The sequence below is a fragment of the Bradyrhizobium sp. genome, assembly GCF_049519115.1.
Lineage (GTDB): Bacteria > Pseudomonadota > Alphaproteobacteria > Rhizobiales > Xanthobacteraceae > Bradyrhizobium.
The window spans coordinates 16,737-30,649 of sequence record NZ_JBEKRB010000018.1; the positions used below are offsets into that span (position 1 = coordinate 16,737).

Genomic DNA, 13,913 nt, shown 5'->3' on the forward strand with positions numbered 1-13,913 from the left:
GCTTACGGCCACGAGCAGAAAAGCGTTAGCCCAATCTATGCACGTTGGACACCCCGTACAATCCGGCAATGTTCCGTTCCCGGAGGCCTTGTGCAGTGCAAGCAATCAGCGGGTGGACGCGGTCGAGGGCGATGGGGCCGGTGCCGCGGTCGCGTTCTTCGGCCTTTTGGGCCGTTGCGGCTTGACCGGCTTCGGCGGTTCGATGGGCTGCAGCGCTGCGACCACCGGATTTGGCTCGATCCTCGATGTCCCCGGCGTCATGAAACCGGCAGGGCTGCCGGTGACCGCCACGGGAACCGTGACCGGCAGGAAGCCTTCCAGGGCGTAAGTCACCGCGAAATTGCCGTCGGGCAAGGGCGCGTTGACCGAGCAGGGGGTCTTGCAGCTCGGCCCGAAGGAGGTACGCGCTTCGGCGCCCGGCGGGGTCGATTCAAGCTGGATTTCAAAGAGGGGCGGGCTCGCCGGCCGCGACGAGCAGCCGGCGAGACAAAGTCCCGCACCTGCCATCGCGACCAGCATGATCGGGAAAAACGGGAACGGTCGTTCCGAAAAGATCATGCCCACGGTAATCAGCGCTGCGGCGCGGCGGACGGGTCGGCCGCGTCCGCCGGATCGGCAGCGGGTTTCTTCCGTTTGGGGCGCATGGGCTTGGCCGGCTTCGGGGGCGGGCCGATCGGCTGCAAATCGGCGACCACCGGGTTCGGTGACAGCTTGACCGTATCTGACGAGAACACGCCTCCGGGTACCTTCACAATCTGAACCGGCACGCCCGCCGGCTGTTTGCCAGGCATCGAATAATTCACCAGGAAGCTGGTGCTGCCGTCCGGCGGCGTCACGCTGACCGAGCAGGGCGTCTTGCAGCCGCCGCCGATCGAAACGCGCGCATCGGCGCCAGGTGGGGTCGATTCCAGCTGAACCTGAATCGTCGGCGGATCCGATTTGAAGTAATTCCAGGAGCTGCTTGAAAAGGATGAGCAACCGGCCAGGCTGATTGAGGCTACGGCCATCGCGAAAGCACGACGCATGATCGACCCGTTACTCCAGGTCACGGTCCGATTGGGTGAAGTCGGTCCGTGATCCCATCCGATTAATGTGATCCTGTTGGCTGACGCGAACTTCCCCGCGGATAGCGCAAGAAAACCGGTCGCATCGCCAAGATCACTCCACCGCTGCGGCCAACTGCCACATGCCCCGGAGCGACCATAAGAGCCCCAGCACGGCGGCGCAACCGGCGTGGTTAATTGTTGGTTAACGCGCACCCATAGAAACAAAAAGAAAAATACTTTCAATGCCTTGGGAGAGGAAGCGGGGCTAACGCGTGAGGCCTTCGATGGCCCCGCGAAGCTCGCGCATGTGATCGATCACTACGTCCGGTTTGAGGTCGGCTACGGGAACTTCGGTGTAGCCGAACGAGACGCAGATCACGGGGACACCGGCCCGCCGGGCGACGCCGACATCGGGGCCGGCATCCCCCACCATGATCGCGGACTTTAGCTCCGCGCCGGCGCGGGCAACGGTCTGGCGCAAAATCGCGGGATCCGGCTTGGAAACCCCAAAAGTGTCTGCGCCGCAGATGGCGGAAAACCGCGGGCTCAAATTCAGCCGGTCCAACAGGCGCCTGGACAGCCATTCCAGCTTGTTGGTGCAGACCGCGAAACGGTAGTCGTGACTTGTCAGATCATCCAGCGTGGCCTCGAGCCCGTCGAAGGGGCGGGAAGCATCCGCGATATGCTCGGCATAATAGGCGATGAAGTCGTCGGTCAGGCGATCGAGCTCGGCCAGGCTGACATGGCGGCCGTCCAGCTCCAGGCCGCGCTCGAGCAGTTTTCGCGCGCCGGCGCCGATCATGTTGCGGGCGGCGTGTAGCGGGACCGGCGGCAGGCCTTCGCGCGCGAGGATGAAATTGAGCGCGTTGATCAGGTCGGGCGCGGTGTCGACCAGGGTGCCATCGAGATCGAAGACGATAATGCGGGAGGAGGTCATGCGAAAGCGCTATCTTCCCATCACGAAACAGGCAAGCATTTCCAGCCGGAAATGCTCCAGTTTCGCCACACTAGCGCTGTTCCTCCCGGCAAAACGACGCTAGATAGTCCGCAACCACAAGGCGCCGCATCAGCGGCGTCTGGGTAAGGATTGTCTACCCCGTGAACTTGGATGAACTGAAACGCCAGGCAGCGGCGCGCGCGCTTGATTACGTGCAGAGCGGGATGAAGCTTGGTCTCGGCACCGGCTCGACCGCCAGGCATTTCGTCGAGCTGCTGGGCGCGCGGGTGCGCGACGGTCTCGACGTGATCGGCGTGCCGACGTCCGAGACCACGCGTGACGACGCCATCCGTTGCGGCATTCGTCTGACTACGCTCGACGAGGTCGACCGGCTCGATTTGACGGTCGATGGCGCCGACGAGATCGACCCCTCGCTCAACGTCATCAAGGGCGGCGGCGGCGCCTTGTTGCGGGAAAAGATCGTGGCGGCGGCGTCCGACCGCATGATCGTGATTGCCGACGAGACCAAATGGGTCGAGACGCTTGGCCGTTTTCCGTTGCCGATCGAGGTGATTTCGTTCGGGCTCGGCGCAACGCGGCGGCAAATCGAAAAAGCGTTTGCCGATTGCGGCGTTTCCGGCCAATTAGTCGTCAGAAACGGCCGCGACGGTCACGTTTTTGTCACCGATAGCGGCCACTGGATCGTGGATGCCCATCTCGGGCGCATCCCGGATGCGCCGCGTCTGGCGCAATCGCTCGCCTCCATTCCGGGCGTCGTCGAGCATGGGCTATTCATCGGCCTTGCCAGCATCGCGATGCTGGCCGGCTCCCAGGGAATTCGTGTTGTTGAACGGCGATAACGCCGAAGGAGATGTCAAAATGAAGCGTCTATCGGGATTTTTGCTCGGCTTCAGTGTCGCGCTGGCTCTGGCGTTTTCGCCCCAGCCGGCCGGCGCGCAGCAGCCCCCGCCGGCGGCGCCGCTCAAGCCGGTGTCGCCATCGGCGATGCAGGCAGCGAGGGACCTGCTGACGGTAAAGGGTGTCAACCAGGTGTATGCGAATGCGATCCCCAACATCGTCCAGCGCGCCAAGGATCAATTCCTGGCGAACAACCTGAGCTACCAGAAGGACCTCAACGAGGTCGCGGTCATGGTGGCCCAGACGGAAGCTGGCAAGGACAAGGAAATCGGCGAGCAGATGGCCAAGATCTACGCCAACGATTTCACCGAGCAGGAGCTGAAGGATCTGACCGCGTTCTACAAGTCGCCGCTCGGTCAGAAGCTGCAGCAGCAGGAGCCGAAATCGATCCAGGCCAGCATGCTCTTCATGAATCAGTGGGCGCAGGCGCTGTCTGAGACCATCGTCAATGAATTCCGCGCCGAAATGAAGAAGCGCGGCAAGCCGCTGGGTTAGGCACTTTCTTCTCCCTCCCCCCGAAGGGGGAGGGTTGGGGTGGAAGACGATTTGGCGGTGCGAAGTGTCGTTGAAAAGTGACCCCCTCCCGGCTCACTTCAGAGCGCGAGAGCGCTTCTGAGCTCGCCGACCTCCCCCTTTTGGGGGAGGTGAAGAAGCACCGATGTCCCGGGCGATGACGAGTCCCCCACTTTCGTTGCAGCAATAGTTCACCTACATCTTGTTGCACGCCAATCTGAAGCGACGGGTGCGCCATGGCCGAATTCGATACCGATCTGTTCGTCATCGGAGGCGGGTCGGGCGGCGTTCGCGCCGCCCGCATCGCCGCAGGCCACGGCGCGCGGGTGACGATTGCGGAAGAATATCGGATGGGCGGCACCTGCGTGATCCGCGGGTGCGTGCCGAAGAAGCTCCTGGTCTATGCCTCGCATTTCCATCAGGAGTTCGAGGATGCCGCAGGCTTCGGCTGGACCGTGCAGGAGCCTTCCTTCGACTGGGCCAAGCTGATCGCCAACAAGGACAAGGAAATCGCGCGGCTTGAGGCGGCCTACACCACCAATGTCGAGAAATCCGGCGCGCGCGTACTGAAGACCCGCGCCGTGCTCGAAGATGCGCACACCGTTCGGCTGGCGACCGGCGAGGCGGTGCGCGCCAAATATGTGCTGATCGCGACCGGCGGCGCGCCAAACCATGGCGACGTCATTCCCGGCATCGAGCACGTGATTTCTTCCAACGAGGCGTTTCATCTGCCGAAGCTGCCGCGACGCATCCTGATTCAGGGCGGCGGCTATATCGCGCTCGAATTCGCCGGCATCTTTGCCGGCTTCGGCTCTGACGTCACCGTCGTCTATCGCGGCGACAATATCCTGCGCGGTTTCGACGAGGATGTGCGCAGCCACGTGCGCAGCGAAATGGAAAAGGCCAGCATCACCGTCCTTACCGGCTGCACGGTGGCGAAGGTTGAGAAGCATGCGCACGACTTCACCACGCATCTGTCGAACGGCTCGAGCATCGCGTCGGACCAGGTGATGTTTGCGATCGGACGGCATCCGAACATCGAGGGGCTCGGGCTCGAGAAGGCCGGCGTCGCGCTCGATCCGAACAACGGCGGCATCGCGGTCGACGGGTTTTCGAAGACGTCCGTGCCGAATATCTACGCCGTCGGCGATGTCACCCATCGCATTAATCTAACGCCGGTGGCCATTCGCGAGGGTCACGCCTTTGCCGACACCGTGTTCGGCAAGCGCGAGGTGAGGGTCGATCACGCCGATATTCCGACCGCCGTGTTCTGTCAGCCGGAGGTCGGCACCGTTGGGCTAACGGAAGACCAGGCCTGCGAACAGTTCAGCCATGTTGATATCTACAAGACGACCTTCCGCCCGATGAAGGCGACGATGTCCGGCCGCGACACCCGCGTGCTGATGAAGCTCGTGGTCGACGGCACCAGCGACCGCGTGGTCGGCTGTCATATCGTGGGTGATGGCGCCGCCGAAATGGCGCAGGTGCTGGGCATCGCCGTCAAAATGAAGGCCACGAAGGCCGATTTCGATGCGACCATGGCGCTGCACCCGACCGCAGCCGAAGAACTCGTGACCATGCGCACGCCGAGCGCGCGGCACGTCCGCGCCGCGGCCGAGTAAGGCCGCTCGAAGGAATTCTTCAGCCTCAGGAACTGTGCGGCGATGTCAGGCGTTCTCGCCACGCGAGGAGCAGCCGATGCGCGCCAAAAGACGATCAACCCATTTGATGTCCGGCATCGCGCTTGCCGTCGCCGGCCATGCTGCCATGGGCGTCGCTCTCGGCCTGGTCTTCGCGCTGATCCTCATGCGGACGCCTTTCTTTGGCGTTCTGCCTCTTATCAACCTCAGCATCGATCCGGCGACGACCATGACGGAGTTCGTGGTCGCCGTCGTATTGATGTTTGGAGTTGGAGCGGCGCTGACGGGGTTTGTTTTGACGATGGAGGATGAATGAGCGTTCCTGCCATCGAAAAATGGCCTAAAGGCAAGCCGCGCGGGCTCTCCGCTCTCTGGCGATCCTACGCCGCGGATTTACGTGGGTGGGCTTTAGGTTTGGCCGCAGGCTACGGTATCGCCGCGGCGCTGTTGGTCGGCGGAATCTTGGCGGTATTCGGCGCGATCACTGTCGCCGCCATCGCGCTCTTCCACTTCATCGAGCTCCGCTACGGCGTCAATACAGCTTTTGCAGCGCTTGGCGGCGGCTTGCTCGCGCTGGGCGCGATCCTGCTGCTCGCGGGCTGGCTCATGATGGGCCGGAAAGCCGCGCCGCTCCCGAGACCCGATCGGCAATTCCGCGCCGCGAGGAACATGCTGGTCGGACCCGTGATTGCGCGCACTGTTGCGACATTGCGCACGCGCGAAGCCGCCAGGCCCGACGCCATGACGCAAGTTCTGCTGGGCGCCGCGGCCGTTCTGGCCGCGGGCTGGATCGTCACCACCCATCTCGGGTCGGGACCGGTAAGCAAGGCGCGGCGGTGACGAGGCGTACTCCTTTTGCAAGCGACCTCGCGCTCGTGGCGAGCGCGGTTTTCGCGACGCTGGCCGTTCAACGGCATTTCGGGAGAGAGACGCCGGTCCGTTCCATCGATCCAGCCGCGCCGCTGCCTGCCTCGCTGCCCGTCACCGGAAATCCTTTTGCCATCGCCTCCTCGCGCTGGAACGAAGTTCTGCTCGGCACCTATGCGAGGATCAACCGGGACCGCATTCTTGCCAACGCGGCCGGCGTCGTCTTCTACGGATTGCTCGCGATCTTTCCGGCGATTACGGCGCTGGTGTCGAGTTATGGCTTGTTTGCCGACCCGTCGACGATTTCCGACAACCTTCACAGCCTCGCTTTGTTGCTGCCGGGCGACTCCTTTGCGATCATCCAGGACGAAATTGGACGCGTGGTGGCGAAGGCCAACGCCTCGCTCAGTCTGGCATTTGGCTTCGGGCTGCTCCTCGCCATTTGGAGCGCGAATGCGGGTGTGAAGGCCATTCTGGACGCGCTGAACGTGGCCTATGAGGTCGAGGAAAAGCGCGGGCTGATCCACCTCAATCTGGTTTCGCTTCTCTTCACGGTCGCAGGGTTGGCGGCCATTCTGGTCATGGTCGGCGCCGTCATCGGCGTGCCGCTTGCTCTTGAGCATCTGGGCCTCGGCGAGAGCGCCCGGCAACTCATTCAACTCGGCCGCTGGCCGGTGCTCGGCCTGGCGTTGCTGGCAGCACTTTTGGCGCTTTATGGATTTGGGCCAAGCCGCTCGACGCCCGGGTTGCGCTGGCTGGTCACGGGCGCCGTTCTCGCCATCGTGCTGTGGCTGATCGGATCGGTGCTGTTGTCCTGGTATCTGTCCGACTTTGCCAACTACACGGCGACTTACGGCTCGCTCGGCGCCGCCATTGGTCTCATGACGTGGATGTGGCTCTCAGCCATCATCGTTTTGGTGGGCGCCGAGTTCAATTCGGAGATCGAGGGACAGGCGGTGCGGGCGGCGGCGCGGCCGTGAGGCCACACTCGTGGTTTTAAGTATGCAGAATTGGCGGGCCTGATCCCAAGGTTGGGCGCGCATAGTTTTCAGTAACCTTTTTAGCGCACCAGTAGCATGTCCCTGATTTGCTACTGCCTGGATCCCGCATGCTCAGCCAGCTTTCCATCCGCGCCAAGATCATCTCCCTCGTATCACTACTGCTTCTGACCCTGGCCGGCATGGGGCTGCTCTCCGCAACCAGCATGCGCTCGTTGAACGCCAACACCCGGGAAATCGCCTCCAACTGGCTGCCGAGCATCAAGGCGCTGGGCGAATTGCACGCCGACGTCATCACCTTTCGCGCCATCATACGCCAGCACATGCTCGCGGAGACCAAAGAGGACAAGGAAGGGGTCGAAAAGGCGCTGGACAATCTCGTCCAGAAGAACAAGAAGGTCCGCAAGGCCTATGAGGCGATGATCAATTCGCCGGAAGAGCGTGCGCTGTACACGGATTGGTCGCAACGCTGGGAAGAATACAGGACGATCGCGGCGAAGATGGTCGAGCTGTCGAGGAAGAATGGCCTGTCGCGCGAAACGCTGGATCTGAACAAGCAGATGATCAAGGTCGGCAACGACGCCGACGTGATTTTGGAAAAGGACATCGAGCTCAACAATGTCGGCGCGGAAAGGGACACGCGGTCGGCGGAAGAGACTTATTCCTCGGTGCTCATGATGCTGGCGCTAATCGTCGGCGTTGCTATCCTCGCTGGTGCTGCCGTCGGCTTTTACGTCATCCGCGACGTCTCCTCAGGGATCGCCTCGATCGTGGATCCGATGCAGGCGCTCGGCAAAGGCGAGCTCGACGCCGAGGTGCCGCACCGTGGCGAAAAGACCGAGATCGGCCAGATGGCCGATGCCTTGCAGATCTTCAAAGAGGCGCTGATCGCCAAGCGCGCCGCCGATCAGGCGGCCGCCAAGGACGCCGAAGCCAAGATCGAGCGCGGGCGCCGCGTTGACGGCATCACCCGTACATTCGAGCAGATGATCGGCGAGATCGTCAACAACGTCTCCTCGGCGTCGTCCCAGTTAGAGGCGTCCGCCGGACAGTTGTCGGCAACGGCCGCCCGTTCGCAGGAGCTTTCCACGACGGTGGCGTCGGCTTCCGAAGAAGCCTCGACCAACGTCCAGTCGGTGGCGTCCGCGACCGAGGAACTGTCGTCGTCGGTCAACGAGATCAGCCGCCAGGTGCAGGAATCGGCAAGGATGGCGGGCAACGCGGTCGACCAGGCGCGCTCGACCACCGAGCGGGTCGGCGAACTGTCGAAGGCCGCGACCCGCATCGGCGACGTGGTCGAACTGATCAACACCATCGCAGGGCAGACCAACCTGTTGGCGCTCAACGCCACCATCGAGGCGGCGCGTGCGGGCGAAGCCGGCCGCGGCTTTGCGGTGGTTGCTTCCGAAGTCAAGGCGCTGGCCGAGCAGACCGCCAAGGCCACCGGCGAGATCGGCCAGCAGATCAACGGCATCCAGGCCGCGACCCAGGACTCCGTCAACGCGATCATGGATATCTCCGGCACGATCGAAAAACTCTCGGAAATCTCCTCGACGATTGCGGCCGCGGTGGAAGAGCAGGGCGCAGCGACCCATGAAATCTCCCGCAACGTCCAGCAGGCCGCGCAAGGCACGCAGCAGGTCTCGTCCAACGTCACGGACGTGCAGCGCGGCGCAACCGAGACCGGCGCGGCTTCGTCGGAGGTGCTGGCGGCGGCCAAAACGCTGTCGACCGATTCAAGCCGCCTCAAGAGTGAAGTATCGAAGTTTCTGACGGATGTGAGGGCGGCCTAAGCGCTGCTCGCGGCTTATGAGCGACGCCGGCGCCGCCATCGGTCCCCAAAGTAGACCGTCTTAGTATCAAATTAACCATAATGCCCGACCCTCGGGACCTATGGTTCAACGATTCAAACACACTCCGACGCCGTTCAAGATCGCCCTCTCGCTTGGTTGCGCCGCTGTTCTGTTCGCAGCGCTCACAGGCGCGACGCTGATCCCGGAATCCGCGCGGGCAGCCGATCTCCGGCTCCCGACAAAGCCGGCGGCGCAACAGGAGACGCCATCAGAGCGGCGCAAGCGCCTCTTTGAAGAGTTTCTCCGGCTTCGACAGAAACAGAATCAATAAGGTTCGGCTCTGGCAGCGCAGGCCGCCTCAGCGGCCTTGCAAAAGACGCCCGTCATTCGCGACGGGCGCCAAGTCTAGGGAGAAAGCCGTATAGATACGGCGACACCAACTTTAGGCCGATTCGTTCCTGCAAGATGTGTTCTAATTCACACAATCGCGGGCACAGTCCGCCGTGATCGCGCGGCCGGCCCCGTTCTCGCCACCGTGCGGTGGCTGATCGGATCAGTGCTGTTGTCGTGGTATCTGTCGAACTTCGTCAACCGCGCCTACGGCTCGCTCGGCGCCGCAGAAAATCTCCGCAACGTTCAGCGGGCCGCGCACGGCACGCAGCAGGTGTCGCCCAACGTCACGGACGTGCAGCGCGGCAATTGAGACAGGCGCTGCTTCGTCGGAGGTGCTGGCGGCGGCCAAAACGCTGTCGACCGATTCAAGCCGCCTCAAGAGCGAAGTATCAAAGTTTCTGACGGACGTGCAGGCAGCGTAAGCGGCGCTTGCGATTTATGCGCCTACGAGAACCGGTATGCGCGGTTTCACCGTTAGCCGGGCGCGGACTTCCTCATATACCGGCACGTCACCGTCCTCCACTTCCACCGTCGCTGCTAGTCCAAACTGAACAAGGTCAGGGAGTTCGTCGCCCTGATCGGGATCACGAGAAACTCGCAGCTCTAGCGTCTGTCCTGCGACGAAGCTCCGCGCAGCTGTGCCCTCCCACATCCGATGATAAATCGTCCCGCGAGGTTTGCGTTCTACTTGTCCAGCCAACGCTTTACTAAACACGCTCTTGAAATCTGGTTCCTCGACCTTCAGGCGTACTCCTGCATAAGCGCGGCGACCGGGCTGAAGCCGTCGCGGGGAGGTGAGGGTGTGTCTGAGGCGTCGATATAAATTCGCTCGTCATGCCGGACTTGATCCGGGCATCCACGCCTTTGTGTTTCTAAAGAAAGGAAGACGTGGATGCCCGGGTCAAGCCCGGTGATGACAGCGGAGGGAGTCGTGACGGCGCGAAGGTTCTGGATTGCTTCGTCGCGTCGTCCTCGCAATGACGAAAGAGTGGGCTGTGACGTCGAGCTCGGCCTCAGCCACCGCGATTTTTCCCCCGTCCTAGCGTGGAATAGAAAATGCGAATTCGGCTTGTCCCGCAAAGGGTTGTCGACGGGCCCAAGGCTGGAGGATGAAGAGCGGTGCAGATGGGCGACACTCCCATCACACCGGCATCAGACTGGCGGTTGGTCACGGGCGTGTGTATATAGCGGCCCTCCGCTGCCGCAGGTCGAGTAGCGGTTTCCGCTCAAGGAGTTAACGTCATGTCCAAAACTCGGACATCCGCTTGGACACCCGATAGCTGGCGCGCCCGCCCGGTGCTGCAAGTGCCGCAATATCCCGATGCGAAGGCATTGGCGGATGTCGAGGCCCAGCTTGCGACGTTTCCTCCGCTGGTTTTTGCAGGTGAGGCGCGCAACCTGAAAAAGGCGCTGGCGCGCGTCGCCAGGGGCGAAGCCTTCCTGTTGCAGGGCGGCGATTGCGCCGAGAGTTTTGCCGAGCACGGCGCCAATAACATCCGCGACTTCTTCCGCGTGTTCCTGCAGATGGCGGTGGTCATGACCTATGCCGGCGCGCTGCCGGTGGTGAAGGTCGGCCGCATCGCGGGCCAGTTTGCGAAGCCCCGTTCATCGCCGACCGAGAAAATCAACGGCGTCGAACTGCCGAGCTACCGCGGCGACATCGTCAACGACATTGCATTCACGTCCGCAGCGCGCATCCCCGATCCGCAGCGGCAGTTGATGGCCTATCGCCAGTCGGCGGCGACGCTCAATCTGTTGCGTGCGTTCGCCACCGGCGGCTTCGCCAATCTCGGTTCGGTGCATCAATGGATGCTCGGTTTCCTGCGGGATTCGCCGCAGTCGCGGCGCTACAAGGAATTGGCCGACCGCATTTCAGACGCGCTGAACTTCATGCGCGCCTGCGGGCTCGATCTGGAGAGCCATCCGGAGCTTCGCGCCACCGATTTCTACACAAGCCACGAGGCGCTGCTGCTCGGCTATGAGCAGGCCTTCACGCGCGTGGATTCGACCACCGGCGACTGGTACGCCACCTCGGGTCACATGATCTGGATCGGCGATCGCACGCGCCAGCTCGATCACGGCCATGTCGAATATTTCCGCGGCATCAAGAATCCGATCGGGCTGAAGTGCGGTCCGTCGCTCAAGCCGGACGAACTGTTGAAGCTGATCGACGTGCTCAACCCCGACAACGAGCCCGGCCGCCTGACGCTGATCAACCGCTCCGGCGCCGACAAGATCGGCGAGAGTCTTCCCGGTCTCATTCGCGCGGTGCAGCGGGAGGGGCGCGTGGTGGTCTGGTCCTGCGATCCGATGCACGGCAACACCATCACCTCGACCTCCGGCTACAAGACCCGCCCGTTCGACCGCATCCTGTCGGAGGTGAAATCGTTCTTCGCGGTTCACGCCGCCGAGGGCACCCACGCCGGTGGCGTCCATCTGGAGATGACCGGGCAGGACGTTACTGAGTGCGTCGGCGGCGCCCGCGCCATCACCGACGAGGATCTCAACGACCGCTATCACACGGTCTGCGATCCCCGGCTCAACGCCGAGCAGTCGATCGACATGGCTTTCCTGATCGCGGAGCTGCTCAAGCAGGAACGCGCCGGCAAGGCCCATCCGATACCGGCCGTAGCGGGGCTTTGAACGTTGCTGCGGCTTTGGCGCGCCACAATCAACACGCGTAACGGCCTCGTCTTCGCGATCCGGTCAGAGCAGGCCGTTCGCGAGGAACTCGTCGCGCTGGTGATCGCTCTGCCGCTGGCCTGGCTGATCGGCACGACGGCGATGCGCCGCATCGAGCTGGTCGCGGCCGTCGTCATGGTGCTGATCGTCGAGCTGCTCAACACGGCAATCGAAAAGCTCGCTGACCGCCTGACCACCGACCACGACCTGCAAATCGGGCGGGTCAAGGATATGGGGTCGGCCGCGGTCGGCGTGGCGCTGGTCACCGCGGGGCTGTTCTGGCTGTTCTCGATCGCCGAGCGCATAGGCGTTATCTAGGGTAATCAATTGCGGTTTGCGCGCATGCGAGGCACGATCAATTCATGACCGAACGCGCCGACCAGTTTTCAATCACCTTAGCCCAGTTGAACCCGACGGTGGGCGACGTCGCCGGCAATGCCGCAAAGGTGCGCGCCGCGCGCGCCCGCGCCAAGGCCGACGGCGCCGACCTCGTGATGCTGTCGGAATTGTTCATCGCCGGTTATCCGCCGGAAGATCTGGTCTTGAAGCCCGCTTTTCAGTCGGCCTGCCGCGCGGTGGTCGAAGAACTCGCCCGCGAAACCGCCGACGGGGGACCTGCCGTGCTGGTCGGTACGCCCTGGGTCGAGGACGGCAAACTTTACAATGCCTGCGCGCTGCTCGATGAGGGCCGGATTGCCGCGATCAGGTTCAAGGTCAATTTGCCGAATTACGGCGTGTTTGACGAAAAGCGCGTGTTCGCGCGCGGTCCCGTCTCGGGCCCCATGACCATTCGCGGCGTTCGGGTCGGCGTGCCGATCTGCGAGGACACCTGGCTCGAAGAGTCCGCGGAATACGAAAACATCGTCGAGTGCCTGGCCGAGACCGGCGCGGAAATCCTGGTGGTGCCGAACGGCTCGCCTTACGCGCGCGGCAAGGCCGACATCCGCCTGTCGGTTTCCGTGGCGCGGGTCACCGAGAGCGCGCTTCCGCTGGTCTATCTCAACCAGATCGGCGGGCAGGACGAGCTCGTGTTCGATGGCGCGTCGTTCGCGCTCAATGCCGATCTGTCGGTGGCGGCGCAATTGCCGGCATTCGAAGAAAACGTCACAACGTTGCGCTGGAAGCGCGAGCAAAGCGGCTGGCGCTGCCACGGTCCGGTCGCACCGGCGCTTGAGCCCGACAAAGCCGATTATGCGGCCTGTGTGCTCGGCTTGCGCGACTACGTCAACAAAACCGGATTTCCCGGCGTGCTCTTGGGCGTCTCCGGCGGCATCGACTCGGCGCTGTGTGCGGCGATTGCGGTCGACGCGTTGGGCGCCAAGCGCGTTCGCGGTGTCATGCTGCCGTTTCGTTTTACTGCGCAGGTATCGCTCGACGATGCCGCCAAACTCGCCGGCCACCTCGGCATTCGCTACGAGGTGTTGCCGATCTCACAAGCGGTGCACGGCTTTGAAGCGATATTGGCGGACGCTTTTAAAGGTCTGCCGCGCGACATCACGGAAGAGAACCTACAAGCCCGCACCCGCGGCACGCTGTTGATGGCGATCTCCAACAAGACCGGCGCGATGGTCGTCACCACCGGCAACAAGTCCGAGATGTCGGTCGGTTACGCCACGCTGTACGGCGACATGAACGGCGGCTTCAATCCGATCAAGGATATCTACAAGACGGAAGTTTTTCGGCTGTCGGCGCTTCGCAACCACTGGAAGCCGGACGGCGCGCTCGGTCCATCCGGCGAGGTCATTCCGCCCAATATTATCACCCGGCCGCCGACGGCGGAGCTGCGTGAAAACCAGACCGACCAGGACTCGCTGCCGCCTTACGAGGTGCTGGATGCTATCCTTGAGCGGCTGGTCGAGCGCGAGGAGCCTTTGGCGACCATCATTGGCGCAGGTTTCGATCGCGCGGTGGTGGCGCGGATCGATCGGCTGCTCAATATTGCCGAATACAAACGGCGGCAGGCCGCCCCCGGGGTTAAGGTGACGCGCCGTAATTTCGGGCGCGATCGCCGTTATCCCATCACCAACCGGTTTCGCGATGACGGCCGGCCATTGCCTGTAGCTGACGACTCGCTTGTGGTGCGCGCAGGGCGCGGCAGATCGGGCGAGGCGTTTGAGGGCTAGCGG

Annotated in this window: 13 protein-coding genes and 1 pseudogene; 11 read left to right on the forward strand and 3 right to left on the reverse strand. The window is 63.0% G+C overall.

From position 1 onward, the window contains the following. Positions 1–105 precede the first annotated feature (105 nt). Genes ABSE61_RS15820 through ABSE61_RS15830 form a run of 3 tightly spaced genes read right to left on the reverse strand, consistent with a single transcriptional unit; the run spans position 106 to position 1,983 of the window. The gene (locus ABSE61_RS15820) at positions 106–558 is read right to left on the reverse strand and encodes a hypothetical protein (RefSeq protein WP_423872066.1); all 453 of its coding nucleotides are present in this window, start codon (positions 556–558) and stop codon (positions 106–108) included. Positions 559–569: 11 nt separating this feature from the next. Beyond that, entirely contained in the window at positions 570–1,289 is a 720-nt protein-coding gene (locus ABSE61_RS15825) for a hypothetical protein (protein WP_423872067.1), read from the reverse strand. A 22-nt stretch (positions 1,290–1,311) separates the two neighbouring features. After that, positions 1,312–1,983 carry an HAD-IA family hydrolase gene (locus ABSE61_RS15830; RefSeq protein WP_423872068.1) on the reverse strand — a complete coding sequence of 224 codons (672 nt, stop codon included), beginning with the start codon at positions 1,981–1,983 and terminating at the stop codon, positions 1,312–1,314. A gap of 161 nt (positions 1,984–2,144) precedes the next feature. On the opposite strand from ABSE61_RS15830, the gene rpiA reads away from it, so the two are divergent. The 11 genes and pseudogenes from rpiA to ABSE61_RS15885 all read left to right on the forward strand — a co-directional run bounded on the left by rpiA (position 2,145) and on the right by ABSE61_RS15885 (position 13,910). After that, a complete protein-coding gene (gene rpiA / locus ABSE61_RS15835; protein ID WP_423872069.1) occupies positions 2,145–2,843 on the forward strand; it encodes a ribose-5-phosphate isomerase RpiA in 699 nt (232 codons plus the stop codon). 19 nt (positions 2,844–2,862) lie between these two features. After that, complete coding sequence (locus tag ABSE61_RS15840) at positions 2,863–3,396, forward strand: DUF2059 domain-containing protein (protein WP_423872070.1); 534 nt, start codon at positions 2,863–2,865, stop codon at positions 3,394–3,396. 254 nt (positions 3,397–3,650) lie between these two features. Continuing rightward, positions 3,651–5,036 carry a glutathione-disulfide reductase gene (gene gor / locus ABSE61_RS15845; protein WP_423872071.1) on the forward strand — a complete coding sequence of 462 codons (1,386 nt, stop codon included), beginning with the start codon at positions 3,651–3,653 and terminating at the stop codon, positions 5,034–5,036. 76 nt (positions 5,037–5,112) lie between these two features. Beyond that, complete coding sequence (locus ABSE61_RS15850) at positions 5,113–5,370, forward strand: hypothetical protein (protein ID WP_423872072.1); 258 nt, start codon at positions 5,113–5,115, stop codon at positions 5,368–5,370. After that, positions 5,367–5,894 (forward strand): hypothetical protein, encoded by a 528-nt coding sequence (locus ABSE61_RS15855; RefSeq protein WP_423872073.1) that lies wholly within the window; start codon positions 5,367–5,369, stop codon positions 5,892–5,894. The genes ABSE61_RS15850 and ABSE61_RS15855 overlap by 4 nt, the downstream gene beginning before the upstream one ends. Beyond that, positions 5,891–6,901 carry a YihY/virulence factor BrkB family protein gene (locus tag ABSE61_RS15860; RefSeq protein ID WP_423872074.1) on the forward strand — a complete coding sequence of 337 codons (1,011 nt, stop codon included), beginning with the start codon at positions 5,891–5,893 and terminating at the stop codon, positions 6,899–6,901. The genes ABSE61_RS15855 and ABSE61_RS15860 overlap by 4 nt, the downstream gene beginning before the upstream one ends. 128 nt (positions 6,902–7,029) lie before the next feature. After that, positions 7,030–8,712, forward strand: a complete 1,683-nt coding sequence (locus tag ABSE61_RS15865) for a methyl-accepting chemotaxis protein (RefSeq protein ID WP_423872075.1) — start codon at positions 7,030–7,032, stop codon at positions 8,710–8,712. A gap of 604 nt (positions 8,713–9,316) precedes the next feature. Then, a pseudogene (locus ABSE61_RS15870) lies at positions 9,317–9,527 on the forward strand (methyl-accepting chemotaxis protein); the annotation flags it as partial. A gap of 820 nt (positions 9,528–10,347) precedes the next feature. Beyond that, a complete protein-coding gene (locus ABSE61_RS15875) occupies positions 10,348–11,748 on the forward strand; it encodes a class II 3-deoxy-7-phosphoheptulonate synthase (protein ID WP_423872076.1) in 1,401 nt (466 codons plus the stop codon). A 3-nt stretch (positions 11,749–11,751) separates the two neighbouring features. Then, positions 11,752–12,105, forward strand: coding sequence for a diacylglycerol kinase (locus ABSE61_RS15880; RefSeq protein WP_423872077.1), 354 nt, complete (start codon positions 11,752–11,754; stop codon positions 12,103–12,105). 44 nt (positions 12,106–12,149) lie between these two features. After that, positions 12,150–13,910, forward strand: a complete 1,761-nt coding sequence (locus tag ABSE61_RS15885) for an NAD+ synthase (protein WP_423872078.1) — start codon at positions 12,150–12,152, stop codon at positions 13,908–13,910. Positions 13,911–13,913 lie beyond the last annotated feature (3 nt).

Coding starts and splice junctions, on each gene's coding strand:
- ABSE61_RS15865 (WP_423872075.1), top strand. CDS start 7,030: ATGCTCAGCCAGCTTTCCATCCGCGCCAAGATCATCTCCCTCGTATCA.
- ABSE61_RS15885 (WP_423872078.1), top strand. CDS start 12,150: ATGACCGAACGCGCCGACCAGTTTTCAATCACCTTAGCCCAGTTGAAC.
- ABSE61_RS15850 (WP_423872072.1), top strand. CDS start 5,113: ATGCGCGCCAAAAGACGATCAACCCATTTGATGTCCGGCATCGCGCTT.
- ABSE61_RS15820 (WP_423872066.1), bottom strand. CDS start 558: ATGATCTTTTCGGAACGACCGTTCCCGTTTTTCCCGATCATGCTGGTC.
- ABSE61_RS15840 (WP_423872070.1), top strand. CDS start 2,863: ATGAAGCGTCTATCGGGATTTTTGCTCGGCTTCAGTGTCGCGCTGGCT.
- ABSE61_RS15855 (WP_423872073.1), top strand. CDS start 5,367: ATGAGCGTTCCTGCCATCGAAAAATGGCCTAAAGGCAAGCCGCGCGGG.
- ABSE61_RS15875 (WP_423872076.1), top strand. CDS start 10,348: ATGTCCAAAACTCGGACATCCGCTTGGACACCCGATAGCTGGCGCGCC.
- ABSE61_RS15830 (WP_423872068.1), bottom strand. CDS start 1,983: ATGACCTCCTCCCGCATTATCGTCTTCGATCTCGATGGCACCCTGGTC.
- gor (WP_423872071.1), top strand. CDS start 3,651: ATGGCCGAATTCGATACCGATCTGTTCGTCATCGGAGGCGGGTCGGGC.